15 protein-coding genes are annotated in these 17,349 nt (G+C 56.5%); 8 read left to right on the top strand and 7 right to left on the bottom strand.

Features of this window, described 5'->3' with window-relative positions; translation table 11 throughout:
• Window positions 1–92 precede the first annotated feature (92 nt).
• Window positions 93–860 carry an IS21-like element helper ATPase IstB gene (gene istB / locus BLT65_RS42580; RefSeq protein ID WP_091789752.1) on the bottom strand — a complete coding sequence of 256 codons (768 nt, stop codon included), beginning with the start codon at window positions 858–860 and terminating at the stop codon, window positions 93–95.
• 12 nt (window positions 861–872) lie between these two features.
• The gene (gene istA, locus BLT65_RS42575; protein ID WP_091789756.1) at window positions 873–2,396 is read right to left on the bottom strand and encodes an IS21 family transposase; all 1,524 of its coding nucleotides are present in this window, start codon (window positions 2,394–2,396) and stop codon (window positions 873–875) included.
• 920 nt (window positions 2,397–3,316) lie between these two features.
• Here istA and BLT65_RS42565 point away from each other — a divergent pair.
• A complete protein-coding gene (locus BLT65_RS42565; RefSeq protein WP_091790123.1) occupies window positions 3,317–3,739 on the top strand; it encodes an HU family DNA-binding protein in 423 nt (140 codons plus the stop codon).
• Window positions 3,740–3,909: 170 nt separating this feature from the next.
• Here the strand turns inward: BLT65_RS42565 and BLT65_RS42560 are convergent, their stop codons facing one another.
• The gene (locus tag BLT65_RS42560; protein WP_091790121.1) at window positions 3,910–5,061 is read right to left on the bottom strand and encodes a hypothetical protein; all 1,152 of its coding nucleotides are present in this window, start codon (window positions 5,059–5,061) and stop codon (window positions 3,910–3,912) included.
• Between the two features lie 459 nt (window positions 5,062–5,520).
• Between BLT65_RS42560 and BLT65_RS42555 the strand changes: the two genes are divergently transcribed.
• From BLT65_RS42555 to BLT65_RS42540, 4 genes are all read left to right on the top strand, one after another.
• Complete coding sequence (locus tag BLT65_RS42555; RefSeq protein WP_091790119.1) at window positions 5,521–6,087, top strand: hypothetical protein; 567 nt, start codon at window positions 5,521–5,523, stop codon at window positions 6,085–6,087.
• Between the two features lie 168 nt (window positions 6,088–6,255).
• Window positions 6,256–6,819: a hypothetical protein gene (locus tag BLT65_RS42550; RefSeq protein WP_143036682.1), complete on the top strand. Its 564-nt coding sequence runs from the start codon at window positions 6,256–6,258 to the stop codon at window positions 6,817–6,819.
• Window positions 6,820–6,963: 144 nt separating this feature from the next.
• Complete coding sequence (locus BLT65_RS46895; protein WP_143036681.1) at window positions 6,964–8,082, top strand: hypothetical protein; 1,119 nt, start codon at window positions 6,964–6,966, stop codon at window positions 8,080–8,082.
• 532 nt (window positions 8,083–8,614) lie between these two features.
• The gene (locus tag BLT65_RS42540) at window positions 8,615–9,265 is read left to right on the top strand and encodes a hypothetical protein (protein ID WP_143036680.1); all 651 of its coding nucleotides are present in this window, start codon (window positions 8,615–8,617) and stop codon (window positions 9,263–9,265) included.
• A gap of 601 nt (window positions 9,266–9,866) precedes the next feature.
• Here BLT65_RS42540 and BLT65_RS46890 read toward each other — a convergent pair.
• The 3 genes from BLT65_RS46890 to BLT65_RS42525 all read right to left on the bottom strand — a co-directional run bounded on the left by BLT65_RS46890 (window position 9,867) and on the right by BLT65_RS42525 (window position 11,392).
• On the bottom strand, window positions 9,867–10,406 hold the full coding sequence (locus tag BLT65_RS46890; protein WP_143036679.1) for a MerR family transcriptional regulator: 540 nt from the start codon (window positions 10,404–10,406) through the stop codon (window positions 9,867–9,869).
• Window positions 10,407–10,653: 247 nt separating this feature from the next.
• Window positions 10,654–10,965 (bottom strand): acyl carrier protein, encoded by a 312-nt coding sequence (locus tag BLT65_RS42530; RefSeq protein ID WP_143036678.1) that lies wholly within the window; start codon window positions 10,963–10,965, stop codon window positions 10,654–10,656.
• Between the two features lie 217 nt (window positions 10,966–11,182).
• Entirely contained in the window at window positions 11,183–11,392 is a 210-nt protein-coding gene (locus BLT65_RS42525; protein WP_091790106.1) for a hypothetical protein, read from the bottom strand.
• A gap of 1,017 nt (window positions 11,393–12,409) precedes the next feature.
• Between BLT65_RS42525 and dcm the strand changes: the two genes are divergently transcribed.
• The gene (gene dcm / locus BLT65_RS42515) at window positions 12,410–13,744 is read left to right on the top strand and encodes a DNA (cytosine-5-)-methyltransferase (RefSeq protein ID WP_091790103.1); all 1,335 of its coding nucleotides are present in this window, start codon (window positions 12,410–12,412) and stop codon (window positions 13,742–13,744) included.
• Between the two features lie 97 nt (window positions 13,745–13,841).
• Here the strand turns inward: dcm and BLT65_RS42510 are convergent, their stop codons facing one another.
• Window positions 13,842–14,366 carry an HD domain-containing protein gene (locus BLT65_RS42510; protein WP_091790101.1) on the bottom strand — a complete coding sequence of 175 codons (525 nt, stop codon included), beginning with the start codon at window positions 14,364–14,366 and terminating at the stop codon, window positions 13,842–13,844.
• Window positions 14,367–14,561: 195 nt separating this feature from the next.
• Between BLT65_RS42510 and BLT65_RS47525 the strand changes: the two genes are divergently transcribed.
• Complete coding sequence (locus BLT65_RS47525; RefSeq protein WP_167306652.1) at window positions 14,562–14,714, top strand: carboxymuconolactone decarboxylase family protein; 153 nt, start codon at window positions 14,562–14,564, stop codon at window positions 14,712–14,714.
• Window positions 14,715–15,445: 731 nt separating this feature from the next.
• Window positions 15,446–17,257, top strand: coding sequence for an AAA family ATPase (locus BLT65_RS42500; RefSeq protein WP_091790097.1), 1,812 nt, complete (start codon window positions 15,446–15,448; stop codon window positions 17,255–17,257).
• The last annotated feature ends 92 nt before the right edge of the window (window positions 17,258–17,349 follow it).

The raw sequence follows: 17,349 nt of genomic DNA, 5'->3' as shown, positions 1-17,349 counted from the left end.
TGCGTATTTCGGCGAACGTGACCGCCGATTTCGGGAACGTGACCGATTCGGCGGGGTTGGGCGTTGCGCGGTGTTGATTGTAGATTTTCTTGTCAGTTCTGGTCGAGTTCGGGCTCCAGGACGTTGGGTTTTGGGGATGCCTTTCTGAGGGATTCACCGGTGAGCGTGATCCGGTGATGACGCTGCATGAGACGGTCGAGCATTGCGTCGGCGATGGTCTCGTCGCCGATCCATCCATGCCAGTGCTCAATCGGTAACTGGCTGGTGATGATGGTCGCCTTTCCCGCCGAGCGGTCATCGATCATCTCGAGCAGATCGTTTCGGACCATCGCGTCGAGGGGAGCCATTCCCCAATCGTCCAGCAGGAGCACGTCAACGCGGGCGACCTGCAGCAGCCATTTTGTGAAGCCGCCATTGCCGTGCAGAACGCGAAGCTCCTCGCCAAGTCGCGGCACGCGCAGATACAAGGCTGAATGCCCGCGCCGGCAAGCGTATTGGGCCAGGGCGCAAGCGAGCCACGATTTCCCAGCGCCGGTTGGACCGCTGATGAGCAGGCTGTAGCCGGCTTCGACCCAGTCACCGAGCGCGAGACTCGTGAGTGAGCGCGGATCGACGCCACGGCCAGCGCGCGTGTCGAGATCTTCAATGGCGGCTTGCGGATACTTGAGGCGCGCCTGCTTGAGCAGTCGGGTACGACGGCGATCATCACGCCAGCTGGCTTCCCGGTCGACCAGCAGTGACAGGCGTTCCTCGAAGCTCAGGCTGGCCGCACCGGGCTGCGTCAGTTGTTCTTCCAGGCCGTCAGCGAAACCGTCCAGCTTCAGGGTGCGCAGTTGCGTCAGTGTCTGTTGCATCATCATGGTGGATCTTCCTTATTGGTAGTAGCCGGGGCCGCGTACATGCGCGTGGCTCGGGCTGATCCAGTCGGCAGGCGTTGCCACTGCAGCGCGGTCGCGGTTGTTGATCAGGATGTCGCGCACGTGGCGGTAACGGTGCACGCCCAGCTCCAGTGCTAGCGCACAGGCGGCTTCGAGACGTTCGCGGCCATAGCGACGTGAGAGCGAGAGCAATCCGAGGCACGCCCGATAGCCGTGTTCCGGATGGCGTTGCTCCTGCAGCAGCCGGGTAACAAGCGCGCCGGTTGCCGCGCCGATCTGCTGTCCCCAATGAATCAGCCGCTGCGGCGTCCATTCCAGATGAGCGCGGTGCGCCGCCGGCATGTGCTCGACGACGGTGGTGTAGCCGCCTGCGCGGTCGTTGCGTGCGTGGCTGGCGACACGGCGACCGCGATGCAGCAGTTCGACAGCGCCCGCCGTGATGCGCGCATCGAGCTTGAGACCGACAAGCGCGTGCGGCACGCTGTAGCGGTGTTTGTTGATCTCGACGTGATAGTCGATGTGAACCGTCACTGTCTTGAAGCGCGCGAGCTCATAGGGCTGTGCCGGCAGCGGCTGCAGTGCCGGCGCGTCCAGCTGGGCGAATGCGCTGGCGCGACATCCCGGCAGCTTCTGGAACGGCCTCTCATTCAGGTTCCTGAGCAGCGGGCGGATCGCCTCATTGACCGAGTGGACCGACTCAAACCGATGATGACGCAGGCGCGCCATGATCCAGCGTTCGACGACCTGGACCGCAACCTCTACCTTCGGTTTGTCCTGCGGACGATATACGCGTGCAGGAAGGAATGACGTGCCGTAGTGACGCGCAAAGTCCAGCACGGTGTCGCCGGCGCGAGGTTCATAGCGATCGGGATCGGCAATCATCGCGCGCGGGTTATCCGGCACGATCAGCTGCGGCACGCCGCCATAGAAGGTCAGCGCACGTGCGATGCCGCCCAGCCAGTCCTCCATCGTTTCGGCCGGCGTCGCACAGGCGAATGTGTAGCTCGATGCGCCCATGGCCGCCACGAAGATGTGCGCGCGGCGTCCAGTCGTCAGCGGCAACGTGGGGCCGGCGAAGTCGACAAACAGCTTCTCGCCGGCGCGGTGAATCTGACGCATCGAGCGCTTCAGGCGTTTCGTGAACGCCTTGTAGTGCTCGCAGAACTGCGTATAGCGGTAGGTCTGCCGGTCCGCGAACTCGGCCTGGTACTCCTCCCACAGCAACGTCAGCGTCATGCCCTTGCGACGCAGCTCCTGATGGATGCGTCCGTAGTCGGGCTGGGCGTAGCCTGCCGGCCCGGTGGGTTTGCCGAGAAGCCGCCGCTCGAGTTCGCCTTCATCCATATCGCAGGCGCTTGCCCAGTCCAGCCCGGCGGCACCGGCCAGTCCGATGTACTTCGTGACCACGCCCTTGGATATGCCCAGTGACGCGGCGATCCGATCGTGCGAGAAACCGCCGTCGAATTTAAGTCGTATAACGTCCTTGATCATGCGCATGTTCATCCGGTGCGCGGGCATGCTCTCTCCGGCAAAAGCCGGCGAGCATAGCCCGCGTAGTTGATGTCATGCGCAACGCCAATCCTGCCTTCCGGTCCGCTCGGTCACGTTCCCGAAATGCCCGGTCACGTTGCCGAAATCGCCGGTCACCATCCCGAAACGGCCGGTCACGTTCGTCCGAAATACGCAATCCGGTCTTCTGGGGCTCTGTCGGGCGTGACACGCTGCTCGTTGCAAAAAGGAGGTATTCACCGCCTGGCTCGCCGAGCGGATCTTGGTGCCTGGTTTGGTGTGCGTTGAGCGAGCGACGAACTGGTAAGGGGTATGAATTCTCCGCCGCTGATGCGCATCAGAGTGCAGCGGTGTTACTAATTCCCGGCGCTGCACCAATTGAGCTGGTTGGTACTCGGGAAAACCGTATCGTGAACCGCCCCGGAAGCTGGGGAGCCACGCAGCGGCCGCTCTCCAGGCCGATCAATAATGAACCGAACCGCCGCGAAAGCACTGCGATTGCGGCGGTATTCCATCACAAGAAACCTCCTCGTTCCGGCGAGAATGCCGTCTAGTGCGATGGATGGCTCTGGCCCGATGCAAGTCGCGCTCCGGTGTTGGACGCCACGGCATCGCATCGGCTGTAGTCGCATGCGTATGTGGTGCAGGAATCTCTACACTGCTGCGATATTCCGGCCAGCGCCTTTCCTCCGTCACCATTATCATCGCTGGTCACCACTGCTGACGCGCCCCTCAGAATGAAACGGTATCGACATTTGTTCGACATCTCCGCCACAAACGTCGCAAAAAACCCTGTTTTAAGGGGTCTGTCGCTTGCCTAGCCCCTCAACCGTTGCTACGCTAGCCTCCAGCTTAAGTCGACGCATGTGCCGAGCGCTCCTGAGCCTCGGGGTGCCTCGTCTTAAGCGGCTCTCTAACCCTAAATGAGGATGTCGATGGCGACGAAGACCGCAAAAGCTGCAGCACTGAAGGCAGCGGCAAAATCAGCAGCGAAGAAGACCGCAACAGCAAAAGCAGCAACCGCGAGCGCAACGGCGAAGCCCCTGAAAGAAACATTCACCAAGGCCTCCCTCGCCACTCACGTGGCAACGCAGGCTGGCGTCGAACCGAAGGAGGCAAAGGCAATTCTCGCCGCGCTTGAAGACACGATCCTAGGTTCGGTTCACAAGAAGGGAGCCGGCGAGTTTACGCTGTCGGGCCTGCTCAAGATCGGCGTTCAGCAAGTGCCGGCGAAGAAGAAGCGTTTCGGCAAAGACCCGTTTACGGGCGAGGAGCGCTGGTTTGACGCCAAGCCTGCAACGGTCCGCCTGAAAGTACGTGCGCTCAAGAAGCTTAAGGATGCAGCCGCCTGAACACCGCACGTTCATGTTCGTAGAAGCCCGCCTTTACGGCGGGCTTTTTTCTCTGACACCGCTTCTCTATCGCTAACGAGCTTGGCTACCCTGTACGTCTTGTGATGTCGGTGCCGAACCAGACTCAAATTCCTGTCGCTGCCTCGCCGCAATCCCACACCGCCGCAGCATCAAAATGGTATCGAGTCGTCGTCGCCATCCTGAAATGTCTTCAGCTTCGCAGGCCAGATTCTGTCAATCCGAATGGTGTCCTCGCGCAAACGGCCGGTGAGATGCGGCGGAAGATCGGCCACGCCACTCACCACTCTCGTCTCTCTCGCCAGTCGCAAATACTCTCGTCCGAATGCAATTGGATTCCATTCGTACTCGACCAGGAGGTGTTCGCCTTCCAGCATGTAGACAACTGGCACGCGATTACGGAATCTCAAAAGCACCGCCCCGTGCTCCGTCGCTGACAGCGATAACGTTCCGAGTCCGAATGACAAATCCAGCGATGCCTGCTGACCGTCTCCAGATACAGCCAGTGCCACGCCGTCCCAACCCGCGAGAGATTCCACAGTCGCTCCGGCAGGAGCATGTACCGCCAGAGCGCAACGCTCTCGGGTACACCATCTCATCGACGCAGGAAAAGTTGGGCCCTCCAGTAGATACGCCGTGACACCATGCTGGCCATCATCCATCGCATCAATGCAAAGCCAATCCGACCTACGCGAATACGGGACACGGCGTCCACTGTCGTGCGCCCGCAAGGATTCTCTTTCGGGCCAGTTTCGGCGTAGCTCTGCAATTGGCCCAGGCAGTGTCGCTGACCATTTCCATCGAGGTTCGGTCATGATAATCGACAACCAACCAGGGAAAAATTCTTCGCACGCTGCGATGAGTGAGTCAACGGGTCTAACAGCTCCGATAGGTACGTCGACGAACATGCTCGCAAGCATAGCTGCTGCCTGATGCATCCTGCAGCGTTGAACCAGACCGATACGGAAAGCGTTCATTGCGCCGTCAATGCTAAGCGTCTCCCGGAGGTCAGGATAGTCCTCAAATAACCACTGTTCAATAATGGCGGAGTCGAGGCTCCGGTAGAAATCGGGACCGCACTCGAACCTTCGAATCAGGTCATCGGCGTAGGACAGCGCCCACTCCACTGGATTCTCAGCCCATTGCTCGCGATAGTCGTACGGGAGCGGAGGGTCGTAGTCGTCCTCCTCCGCGTTAACTCCGATGTCATCGGGACATTCGGCATCGTTGAGTTCAAGCGCTTCGACAGAGGATAGATTCAGGTCATCCGGCATTTTGGAAAAGGTCCACATGCGAGAAAACATGTATTGCTCCCGGTTTTATCCGGTCGCACCGCATCCGCAGCATCCTAGCCCGAGAAGACGGCTTTACTCTGATAGCGTCGTATCGGCGATGCAGGAAATCTATCTCTGCACGATGAACCCGGACTCAAATGCACTTAGTTCATCCTGTTCAGTCGTGTCTGCAACTGACACGCAGTCACGCCGCGAAGCGCTCGCCGAACATTGATTGACGCTCATAGGCGGCTGGAAAGCTAGCCCGCGTTTAATCACGGTCCGCAATTTTCCGCGACTACGCGGGATTTCTTGAATTCTAATTCATCGCATAAGAATTTATACGGCGTATAAATAATTGGATATCTTTCGCCAACAGTTGATTTATACAAGAATTCCACTTAATCTCACTCAAACACAAGCTTCGGTGTTGATTCTCACAAGATAAGACGCCACGCAATTAACTAATCAATTTCGCTTTATTTTTCTATGAACACCTACTTCGATTCACTTTGCGAAACCTTGGAATGCGACGAGTACGCCTTCAACATGCTCATCCTCGAGCGCATCCGCATCAGTTCACTCGAACGTCCCACCCGGACGAGCTACATCATCAGGGGGAGTCAACTGACCGATGTGGACACGGAGTTCTCCGGCAGCAAAATTGTCGTCGTCCCGTTGTTCGGGATCAATTCCAACGCAATCGGAGACGTGGACTCGCATTTTCCTTCTGACGTCAAACCTCGCGCGGATGGCGCACGACTGTCGTGCTTCATGCTGGCCGACGAAACCGTCGCTTTGGCCACGATGGTCGCACATTGGGCCGATATGGACGTGGACGATGAATTTCATATCCTGTGGCTATTCGACGATGAAGCGCACCTTTCAACGCACTACATTGACGACGACATTCGTCATGAACTGCAAATAGCGAACGCTATCGCAGAAGACCACAATCCGCTGACCCACGAGGAGATTCGGGCCTGGCAAAACACCGCAGCAACTGCGAACTACATTGGAATTTTCGACTTCGTCGACCTTTGTGATGAGGATTGAGCCGGCCGCTCACAACTCATTCACATCAATCACACCGCATCTACCCCATAACACCCGGTAGCTTACGGGTCAGCATGGACAACAGCGCCGACGTGCCTTCCCCCCATTCTGACAATTCGCAGCTGCAGGGCCAGTTATTTAAAACTTAGCCATTTAAAAAGCCACAACATGTTCTCTCTTCTCGCGCCACCTACATCCCAATATATCAAAGCCGAAGATATTAACCAGCCAGTTCTAGGCGAGATTAAAAAAATGACAACAGAGCAGGTAAAGTCCACAGCATTCGTGGTAAAGACCGCCAAGCTATTCAAACAGCCCATTATCAGAACCATTAATGTATTGGTCGTCGTGCTTCGCGGGGTATATTCAAGCGCGATTGACCACGCCAGCCCTTATATTGAGGTTGGAACCAAACCTGGCGAGGATGGCAGACAAGTCGCATGCATGATGCTCGCCGACGGGAAAATCGCCCTGACGCTTTCAGCAATTTACTCTGCTAAGACCCCTAACGAATCCGCATTCTACGTACTGTGGGCATTCGACGATGCCACGTGTCTCACAAGATATCCCGTCAATGACTATCTGGATGAGCGCATGTACGTCGCCCATGCCGTCGCGTGCCACATTCAAATCCTGACGCAGGAGGAAATCAGGGCGTGGCGGGAAATTGCTCATGCAGCGGAGTACATGCGGATATTTGATGAGCGATACATCCACGACGGTGAAATTTAATTCTCCGTAGTCATTCCCTAGAGCGCCTCGCTAAACGCGGTGCGAGTCATCGTCGATGACGCACGTCCAATGTAGGCGCACTCGGGCTTTTAGACAAAGCAAAGCTGCATTGATTGACACCTCTCCAATACTTGGGTACACCTTATGCCAGTTATCATCTCTTGCCCTCACCCTGAGTCGACCGAACTCATTCGGCATGGACTCTCACACGCATGCAAACTTCTCGAAGACCTGAGAAGGAAAAACAACGAATATCTTGATGGTCCAATAGACGTCGCAACGTTTATCTGCTGGTTGCGAGAAGACAATCCAGAATTCGCTGTCGAGATAGACGCATCCAGTCTCACTGACCATTTTGCGCGCCGCCTCGGCAGACTCTTGTGTCTTGCCGAAAGGCTCGAAAAGATAGCAACACACCTATACGAGAGCGGAACACACGAATCGTCAACCGCAGCCTATACAAAGCTCGATAACAGTGCCGTGCGAGAAACTCTACGACATGCTTTCCCTTGCTGGAGCAAAGAAGTTATCGCGGACGCCGTTGACGACGCAGCCATCATCTTGTTTCGCGATGAAACCCGCGCGCTTGCAGGATGTAATCGTGTCACGAGCGCGCCGCTGGTCCACCGGCACCGCGTTCAGGAACTCACTTCAATGCTGGAGCATATACGAGAGCGTGCGAAGTCGAAGCTAGACACATGCTACCTGATATCACGCGACGATGTTCCGCAGTCGCTCCGGGAGTTTGTTCTCGAGAAGTCGGCTGTAGTCGTCCCTCTTTCAGCAAACCTCGACGCATCATTTATTTTTCATTCCAAAAACAACGGTGTATTGTTTCGCGAGCTGGTCATCGAGGAGGACGGTACTCCGCCACTCATACCTGTGATGGGACTGGACGATGGGCGTGCGCTGTTTGATTTCGAAGCGCTTCGTGAGAGCGTGTTCCGGCGATTCCGCGCCCAACTGCCAATCCTGTACGTGTCGAAAATTGAGACTGTACTGGTCACCTACCCTTTCCAGCAGTTCATATTCGAGAACACGTATTACTCAGCTGTCACTGGCCTTCAAATCGAATGGGAGAACGAGACCGTACCCTTCGAGGTCCGTGTCGATCAACTGCGTCGCACAAACCTTCCGAGGCACGTTTACGTAAGCAGGTTCGTTGAAGACCTTTCGCGCAGTCGTCCAATCACCGGAGTAGTCCGGCCGCTCAGACACTGGGCACGAAGTGGCGATTACGCAGTCGAACAACTCGCCCGCTAACCGTTGCGCGGAGTATTCCCCGTGGCGCTAGGTGTTTCAAAGATGACATTCATTAGCTGAGCGCGGTCCGTGAAAATCGAAACCGCGTCAGCTCGCCGCAAACGCGCACGTGGCTCTGGCGAAGATGTGCGCAGATATCTGCTCAGCATCTGCTCAAATTTGAGCAGATAGTCGACGTCGTGAACGGGATTGGGACGTCGTTGACATAGTCGCCAATGCGCGCTTGAGGATCGGAGGGAAACCCGCGCCCGCTACATTTGGCCGAGTTGTCGCGCGCCTCTGCACCCGTGACCATCAGCCCCACATTCGTCGCAACGGTTTGAGTCGATTTCTCCTAATTTGATTGTCGTCAGTGAATTACCATTCGTATAGAAGCGGAAACGGCAATTTATGATACGCAGGGTCATTTTCAATGGAAAAAAATTCAATTGATAACACTAACACCATGATTAACTTAGGTTTTTACCATTGCACCCTTCAATCGCGTCCGATATGATTCGGCCCGTCTCATTGATCGCCTTTAGAGGGAGTGATGCCTACATCGATGCCGCGCGCCAAATTGACTTCAGAAGTGACGGACTATGTACCGATCTACGGTGCCACGCTCGGTCGCGCGAGCACGTTCGCCGAACTCTTCGAAGACGCCGCACAAATGAACGCTGCGTCGCCCGTCTTTACCACCGCAGTAGACCCAAAAAAGTTCAATGCTACTGCGGTCGGCAACCAGGGATCGAACCTTCGCATTGCAACGGTCGAGGGCTTCGCCTGCTACGTGCTGGCGTTTTGCCTGCAGATTGGGCACGCCCAGTTCATCTGGTTGGCCGATCCCACCGACCCCGAGTTTAGGCTGGCAATCGATAAGGCGAAGAGTTCGGGCCAGCTTGGCTTTGCGTTCCTTTCACCCCGAGAGCCATGGTTTCTTGCGACGGGCGTACCACCTGACGGGCTAGCATTTGAGAGACTTCGGACCGAGGAAGGGCAAGGTAGTGAGGCATTCGCCTATTCCGCAATGCTCATGATGCATGCCGGCGAAATAGAGGAGCGTTTCGCAGACATGCTTCCAGGTGTTGAACTTAACTACCGGCGTACCTGCGTCCTTTTGACCAGCGAAGTCACGAAGGCAATGATGTCGATACCCGGTGCTGTCATCGAGCGTGCTGCGCCGGTATCAGCAGCGACTTGACCTGTCGCGATGCCGCCGCCCAGATCGACAAATGACGTATCTCTGGCCGCGACAGGAGTGGGACGGGGCGAGAAGCAACGCAAGAAGCGCAACCTGGTAAGCTTCGGTGAATTCCTGAAGCGAGCGGCAAAGCTTGCCCAAGATTAAGATGCTGATGCGTAGAAGTGCTATGCCCGCTTTGACTTGGGGAATTGACACAAAAGCTTAATTGATATCCGGTTTGGACTGAGCGGGGATCGCGACAACCGTCTGGCACTTGTCGCACACGGACACCAGCATATTCCGAGCGATCCCACTGCCGTCGCTGAACGGCATATCGCGATACCTGAACGTGGTTGGGACTATCTCGCGGCAGTTCGAGCAAATGGCTTGGCTCTTGTCACCTTCGTGATATCGCTGGCTTGTGGGCATGTTCACTGGCACCTCGTTATCGCGTACTGTCCGATTCGGATGACATTGCCGTCGACTCCGTGCGCATTCGACTGCACGACGAAAGAACAGCCCGCCTGTGGTGAAGGCCGTCTATGCTTTGTCGCCGTCAGGCTTTCGGCGCTCTGAATGAACCTCAGCTTTGGCATCGTAAAGGCCGACTCTCTGAGATTCACCCATCAGAACTACGAGAGCTTCCTTTTGCTTGGTACGCATCTCGTGATGGAGCGCTTGAACCGCCGATAGGGATATCCGTGGGAATCCCATTCTCGCCTGTGCACGCGGGAAGTCGCCCATCGTCGATGAGCCGCCGCACATAAGCACGCGAAACGAATAGCATCGACGCAGCTACCTCGAGCGAAAGCTCATTGGGGTTGTCCGGCCCTGCAACGTGGCAATCAGAAATGAACTCAGCAGTCACGTCGCGCCATGCACCGCCTTCACCGATAACCTCCGCAACACGGTTGAACTCGTGCTCGGTATAGCTACTCCCGCCGCTTGGGCCCACGAGGTAGTAGACGCCACCGCTGACAGTGCGTCCTATGCGGGCGGCGACATCAAGATGCACAATTTCTCTGCTCACACGATTGTCCCGAGTTTCTCGACTGAACCCGACAAAGTACCTTTTGCCGTTTTCGAACTCGCGTATAGACCAACGAAGCAGGCAAACTATCTCCGGGTCTTCGCCAGGAGGGCATTCGTGTTCGGACATAACGATCCTCCGATATGCGCTAACCTCAACCATCGGAAAAGCAGTCCGGCAAAAAATCTCACAAGCCGATGGCATCGCGAAGGACTGAGACGATGCAAACCGTCGTTCGAGCACCGTGCGGTAGAAGGAGCGAGGCTTGAATCGGCCCCTCGCCCCACAAGATTTCGAGTCGCGGGGCATTAATTCCGGGCAATCGTACCATCGGCATGCAGACATTGAGTAGCGGGCAGAGCGTACATTGAACGACTCAGCTGCCCTGCCGTTCGCTGAGGCCTCGTCGGCGGTAGTTCGTCGGGCCATTTGTAATCAACGCGACACGCTGAGCGACATGGGTAACATCCGTGTATTCCTCGTCGCATGGCTCGAATGCGTCAGGGTAACGCACGCTGTATTCAGCGCCGCCGTGCTTTCCCTGCTCGTGAGTCCACTCCTCCACCGGAACAATCACGTCAAACACCTCGTCGACCTCCGACAGATCTGCGTAACCGTCGAGAAAGAGCACCGTGCTGTCGAGGTCAGCTCGTTCTAATAGGGCTATCAGTTCGCGCTCAAGCATCATCCTGATCCCCCAGTACCAATCCGAGCGTCCACCCGGCAGCCGTCTCTCATACAAGCGAATCGGGACCAATACCGCAGGTACTTACCGTCCACCGGACTCGATTGCTCCCTCGATTACCTCCCGATGCAATGGCCCCAAACATCGAAGGCCGAGCACGAAGAGGTCCACGTGGCTCCGAGCACCGCTCAAAGCGAACGCCGCCTATTGATACACCGCCTCACTTCTCGTGGCCCTCTGGTCCCGAATCGTCGTCCCCGGCGCGCTCGCTCGAGCCCGTCTCCCGTGGCGACATAATCCCCGCCTCGCTGCTCCATTTCTCAACGAGCCGCCTCGGCGCAAATCGCCCGCGAGCCTGCGCTTCCCGATGGCTACGCCGCGCCGTCTCGATCAGCTTCTGCTGACGTTCGTCTGGTTTGAACTTTGCCATCGTGCCTCCCGGAGTTGCGCGCCGCCCGGGCGCGTGGGCTCATTCAACCAATACTACTCCTTCGCGGTGCAACCGCACATCGAGCAAACCATGCGGATTCATCCCCGAGAACGTCGACCGCATCATCAGTTCCCCCGCCTCGGCATCTGCTGAAAGGTCTTTTGAAGCAAAGCCCTCACAACTTCCCAAACGTCTTTCCTCAATGTCTGGCCCATGGGACCGACGCTGATCGTCGATCGCTCCGCTATGGCCAATAGCCCACTGATCGATCCGCGATAACGATGTATGTCCAAACGCGCGACCAGAGCACCCTCTTCCTTACAAGACTCCTCGAATCGTTCGATCCTCACCATTGCATGGTTCGCCACGCCTACGGTCTCCACCGGTAGCCGATCGACATTGTTGGTGAATAACTCCTGAGGCACGACAAATAGCTGACGGGTCTGCTCATGCAAAAGACTCTCCGGCGCATTCAAGACGTTTCCGAAGCCCGTCACCCGAGAGATTTCCTGAAACTGTGCTCGACTAGCTTCCGTCACGACCGCAAAGGCTCGCGCTCGCCAGACAAAAGCTCCGTTTGAATCGACGCCCGAACACGAGTTCAAGTGGCCTCCAGACGCGTCATGTCACGATCCGACGGCACCTTCAGACGCGCGCGCCGGCTTCAACTCCTGAATTCTCCGGTTCAGTCGGCAAAACTAGCACCTAAATGTCAGGACCGGTGAAATCTCCTTAACCCCCTATTTCCCCATCACGATGCACCAACGGCGCACCTTGCACGCATGCGCACGCATGCGCGCGCATGCACCGGCTCGCTGATCCGCCTGTAGCTCCATTTTTATCGAGTTCATTCTCACGTGCGCCGGTCGAAATCCAACTCAACAGATTAAGGTCGCTCGCGCTAAAAGCTTATGTACTTCGCGTGGATGCATTTAGTTCTGGTTGTTGCACAGCACCTTTAGAGTACTTAAATAAAAACGGTTGCTTCACCTGTTTCCAACGTAACGAGGAAACAGGATGTCGGTGCAAAAGCAACAACACGAAAAACTTAACGTCGTCGAACTCTTCGCGGGAGTCGGTGGTTTCCGGCTCGGCCTTGAAGCGGTTTATGGCTTCCCATATGACGTCACGCTCTCGAACCAGTTCGAGCCATCAAGAAAGAAACAGCATGCCAGCGAAATCTACTGTTCCCATTGGCCGGAGGGGACGCATATCAACGAAGACATCTTCAAGGTTCTCGAATCTGAAAACGGCCAAAACGCTATTCGCGCAGCGCGTCCCGACGTCCTTGTTGCTGGATTTCCGTGTCAAGACTATAGCGTCGCCAAACCACTATCCGCCTCTGATGGCCTCGCCGGCAAGAAAGGCGTCTTATGGTGGTCCATCGCCAAGCTGCTCGGGCAGCGCCTGGAGGATGATGAGCCAGTTAAATACCTCATACTCGAGAACGTCGACCGACTTATCTCCTCGCCCGCGTCATGCCGAGGGCGCGATTTCGCCGTCATCCTCGCAACGCTGAACTCATTCGGCTATGCGGCGGAATGGCGAATTATCAATGCTGCCGACTACGGCCATCCACAGCGGCGTCGACGTATTTTCATCGTTGCTTATCACCATAGCACTGAGGTCTATAAGCGTCAGCAGGCAGCGCTGGGTCGTGCCAGCGCGCAATGGGTGTCAAACACGGTCCTCGCATCGGCCTTCCCGTGCGACGCAACGAATCCACTGGACGCCGTTGAACCCGCTTTGACGTTGCGCGACGACCCGTTCGACGAACAACTCTCGTACCGCCCGTTGTCGAACGGCAAGACGCGATTCGCCAACGTCGGTCTGATGCTCGCCGGCCATGTCCATACTTGCAGTGTCCGCGCCGCCCTTATTCCCGACTACACCGAATATTGCGGCCACCCTACCCCGTTGACTCTTGGTGACATCGTTCGCGACACCGGACCAGTGCCCACCTCATTCCATGTACGACCTGAGCAGGAAGATGCGTGGAAAGCAGCTAAAGGACCGAAAGCAATCCCGCGAAGCAAAAACGGCTTCGATTACACGTACTCCGAGGGCGCGATGGCTTTCCCGGACCCGCTCGACAAGCCCTCAAGAACCATCATCACGTCAGAAGGCGGGAACTCAGCGTCCCGGACTAAACACGCCGTACGCGAGTCGAGCGGCCTCATTCGGAGACTGACGCCCGAAGAGCTTGAGGCACTCAATGGCTTCCCGCGCGGGTTCACGGCCAACGCCGGTGTTTCGGATGTTACTCGCGCAATGTTGATGGGAAATGCCCTTATCGTCGGACTGGTACGACGCATCGGCGAAGCATTGTATCGCCAGCATCAAGCATCGTAACTGACTGAATGCGGGGCGGGCATTAAAGCGGTACGGGTGCTCTCGTATCTTCACACGAAAGTCTTTAATGTCCCCGCTTACTCGCATCAGTGAACGCTCACACAGCTTTACTTCGCTCCAGCCGGTCGGCGGCTCCTGCGGCAATGTCTTCAAACAGAGAATCGAACTCGGCAAACAGGTCCCAGCGGGTACAACCCGCCCGCTCCGCGACGCTATCAATAACCAGAAGCTCGAGCGCGTCCTCCCGTTTTCCCTTCCACAGTTTGTCAGCGAGGGCAATCAGCCGCTCCTCAAACGTAACGTCGTTGCCAGCCCATGCTGCATGAGACACGCAACAATGCGCTATGCGTGGATCGACGCCTTTCTCGAGTAGCAGGCGCTCACCTGCGCTTTCATGTGAGCTTCCCGGTCCATCAAGCTCTGCGGGAAAGAGGATTTTGCCAACATCGTGAATGGCGATTCCACATTCAACGAGTTGCGCATCGAAATGAATCCCGCGCGCCAGTAGATTGCCGATGAGCGCATCGCCAGCCTCGCCGACGAGTTCCACATGTCGAATAAGCCGCGCTGGCGCTGCAAGGCTACGGAGCAATCGATAAGCGTCGAAGCGGTTGGCTAGCATCCCACCAGTTTAACCATTCTTGCGGATCTGTGTGCGCGCCTTGACCGAGGTAGGCAATTGGCGCAGTGCTCCATGTGAGGAGAGGAACTCAACCGCGAAGGACGTTCGACGGACCCGCAGGCCGATGCAGCACTGCAGTTCGCATACAAGATCGCGACCTCACGCGGCCAGATCGAAGACGCTAATGTCGAAGCGGTGCGTGCGGCCGACTATACCGACGCGCAGATCATCGACATCGTCGCCGAGACGGCATTCAGCTTCATCACGAACCTGTTCAACAACACGTTCAAGACCGACCTCGATGGGCTATTCCCGCCGCTGCAGACCCGCACCAAGCCCGCAGCATGATGTGTGGAACTCTGAACGCAGCTGCATCGCTTTCAGTCAATGACCTGGCCGGACAAGCGTCAATCCCAAGGTAGCGTTGCGCGGCCGTCCGGAGCAGGTTCTATTGCTGGGGTACTGCACTAGTGCTCCCATCGCACGAAGCACATCGCCAAGACCAGGATCAACCTGGGTTGTCTCATCCCCGCCTCGGACCGTCCTCCTCTCGCAGACGACGTCCTGTCCGTCAAATCGATTGCCCCCTCCGCCTTATCCGATTCGAACGTATCGACAGTCGCTCCCAGCAGCAAGACGGACTCGACCCGCCTGGTCACTACTTCGCAACATCGAAGATCGTTCTGTTTTCGAAATGAAGCTCGCGATCGACCGCTGTTGTCAGCGCCGTTCACTTCGATAGAAGTCAAAACACGCAGCGGCAGGTCTCTCTGCGTTCGTGTCGGCCCCGAAAGAATCACATGGACTGTCGTATCATGCAGGACCAGTTCGATGCCCCTTCGCAATCATACAAGTGTGCGGACGCTTGAACCTGGGCTCCCTAGATCGCTCAGCAGCCCCGCGTAATTCCCGCCTTCACGACATGACAAAATTGTCGAACGCGTTCAGTGCGAATATGCCTTGGCAAAGAGCCGGCGACGCGGGAGCCGGTGAGTCTTCGAGGTATCGCGCACCGATGCGGACTGAGGCAGGCCTTAGCTGTTAGTCACGAGATATTCAGAAAACGGAAAAGATAAGTCATGAAGTCCAAAAACATTACATACGAATTTCGCGAAAACTATATCTCGATCCAACCCATGGTCTGGCGTGATGTCCCACCGTTCGCCGTGATCACCGGGGAAAACGGAGCGGGAAAAACACATCTTATGGAACTCCTGGCGGCGTCATATGGGGTGCAGGTATTCGACTCTCATGCTGGAGGCTTGCAAACCGCAAAGAAAATTATGGTGAGCATGTTGATAGATGGAGAACCCACCGGCAAAGGTGTCAACGCTATCTACGTCGATGCTCGCCGGCCCCATGAAGAGTGGGCTCCCGTCTCAATCGACGCGGTTGTCCAGCAGGTCCACCATTTGTACAACGCGCCGAGCCAAAACGCGGCCAACTGGCGGAGCAACCCCTTATATGCAGACTGGATCGAAAACCGGACTCCACTCGCCGACGGCGCCGTACAGATTCACAGATCCGCCCCTAGCTGGGCTGAGTTCGAAGCAAAGCTGACCCCACGGATCATCGTGGCGGGTATAGGTACGACGTCAAATCCCGCCGCGTATTTCGTCGCTTATCAGCTCCTGGTTATGGCGGCAAAAGAGCGATGCAAGACTGCCGAAGATCTCTCATCTGCCATGAAGTTGCTCGGCGATGCACCGTGGGATCTGATGAATCGGTACTGCGAGGAGGCGGGAATCAAGTTTCGATGCGTCCCACCGGAGATTTCCTTCTCGACGGTCTTTGGACGAGGCCTTCAGCAGTATGATCCTGTCTTTCTCGACATCGATCGAAATATTCACATAAGGGCAAGCTCGCTGTCGGCGGGCGAACGCGCGATGCTTGCTGTCGTGTCATGGCGCTTTCTGACACAGACAGCCGAACGCCATTTCGACGTCATCCTGATGGACGAGCCGGACGCACACCTGCATCCGTCCCTGACGAAGCAGTACATCGATGTACTCAAGACAGTCATGGTGGATCAGTACGGCGCCCGAGTCATTATGACGACCCACTCCCCGAGCACGGTCGCCCTCGCACCTCGAGATTCAGTGTTTGAGATCAAACGTACAGGTGAATCGCGCATTGAGCCCGTTAAGAACGTATCCGAGGTGATCGCCCGGCTGACGGGAGGATTTGTAGCAGTAGATTCAGCCACAAAATTTGTCGTTATCGAAGGGCAAACCGATGAGCCCTTTTATAAAGACTTGTGGACTCTTATGACCGAAGCGGGAATGCCACAGTTTCCGGGTGTCGCGTTCCTGACGCGCGATGGCTGCGCGAAGGTACGCGATACAGTGGACTACCTTCGAAAGTGGAACTTCGAGCGATTCTATGGCGTCCTCGACAGGGACTCGCTACCAAATCGAAACGAGCCAGCCGACGGCCTGTTTGTCACCGAAAGAAACGGTATAGAAAATTACCTTTTCGACCCCTTGAACATCTGGCTATGTCTCTGGCTTGAGAATCCCAAAGTTCACGAGCGTCTGTATCAGGTCGACGGTCTTCGACGAGGCAACGGCGGTCTGTTCAAGGATTTACCAGCTCATGAGCTTCAGAACGTGGTGGATTCTGTCTGGGATGAGATGAAAAAAGAGCTTCCGGAAATTGACCCTCACTTTCTCGAACGCGTTCCGGTGAGGTTCAGGGGCGGTTTATGCCTCAGCTATCCGCGCTGGTTTATCGAGTACGACGACCATGAACTTGCTGCCACAGCTCGGAACGCATTCAAACCGTATCCGCTACCGCCAGGCAAGTTGAGCAATAGCTTCATGACACTTAATCTCATACCTGATGATTTGTGGAAAATCTTCGAACAAATCGTTGGGCGTGCTGCCGTTTGAACCAGATTCCGACGTCCACTGGGCGGCTCCTTGATTACACGTACTGGCGGTCCTGCAACTGCCTGATCCGAGAGGCTCGCCCGCCAAACCAC

Source organism: Paraburkholderia steynii (assembly GCF_900100565.1).
In the GTDB taxonomy this organism is placed as follows: domain Bacteria; phylum Pseudomonadota; class Gammaproteobacteria; order Burkholderiales; family Burkholderiaceae; genus Paraburkholderia; species Paraburkholderia terrae.
The sequence above is the reverse complement of the archived record's forward strand: the minus strand, read 5'-3'. Positions and strand labels throughout refer to the sequence as shown.

Coding starts and splice junctions, on each gene's coding strand:
- istB (WP_091789752.1), bottom strand. CDS start 860: ATGATGATGCAACAGACACTGACGCAACTGCGCACCCTGAAGCTGGAC.
- istA (WP_091789756.1), bottom strand. CDS start 2,396: ATGCCCGCGCACCGGATGAACATGCGCATGATCAAGGACGTTATACGA.
- BLT65_RS42565 (WP_091790123.1), top strand. CDS start 3,317: ATGTCGATGGCGACGAAGACCGCAAAAGCTGCAGCACTGAAGGCAGCG.
- BLT65_RS42560 (WP_091790121.1), bottom strand. CDS start 5,061: ATGTTTTCTCGCATGTGGACCTTTTCCAAAATGCCGGATGACCTGAAT.
- BLT65_RS42555 (WP_091790119.1), top strand. CDS start 5,521: ATGAACACCTACTTCGATTCACTTTGCGAAACCTTGGAATGCGACGAG.
- BLT65_RS42550 (WP_143036682.1), top strand. CDS start 6,256: ATGTTCTCTCTTCTCGCGCCACCTACATCCCAATATATCAAAGCCGAA.
- BLT65_RS46895 (WP_143036681.1), top strand. CDS start 6,964: ATGCCAGTTATCATCTCTTGCCCTCACCCTGAGTCGACCGAACTCATT.
- BLT65_RS42540 (WP_143036680.1), top strand. CDS start 8,615: ATGCCTACATCGATGCCGCGCGCCAAATTGACTTCAGAAGTGACGGAC.
- BLT65_RS46890 (WP_143036679.1), bottom strand. CDS start 10,406: ATGTCCGAACACGAATGCCCTCCTGGCGAAGACCCGGAGATAGTTTGC.
- BLT65_RS42530 (WP_143036678.1), bottom strand. CDS start 10,965: ATGATGCTTGAGCGCGAACTGATAGCCCTATTAGAACGAGCTGACCTC.
- BLT65_RS42525 (WP_091790106.1), bottom strand. CDS start 11,392: ATGGCAAAGTTCAAACCAGACGAACGTCAGCAGAAGCTGATCGAGACG.
- dcm (WP_091790103.1), top strand. CDS start 12,410: ATGTCGGTGCAAAAGCAACAACACGAAAAACTTAACGTCGTCGAACTC.
- BLT65_RS42510 (WP_091790101.1), bottom strand. CDS start 14,366: ATGCTAGCCAACCGCTTCGACGCTTATCGATTGCTCCGTAGCCTTGCA.
- BLT65_RS42500 (WP_091790097.1), top strand. CDS start 15,446: ATGAAGTCCAAAAACATTACATACGAATTTCGCGAAAACTATATCTCG.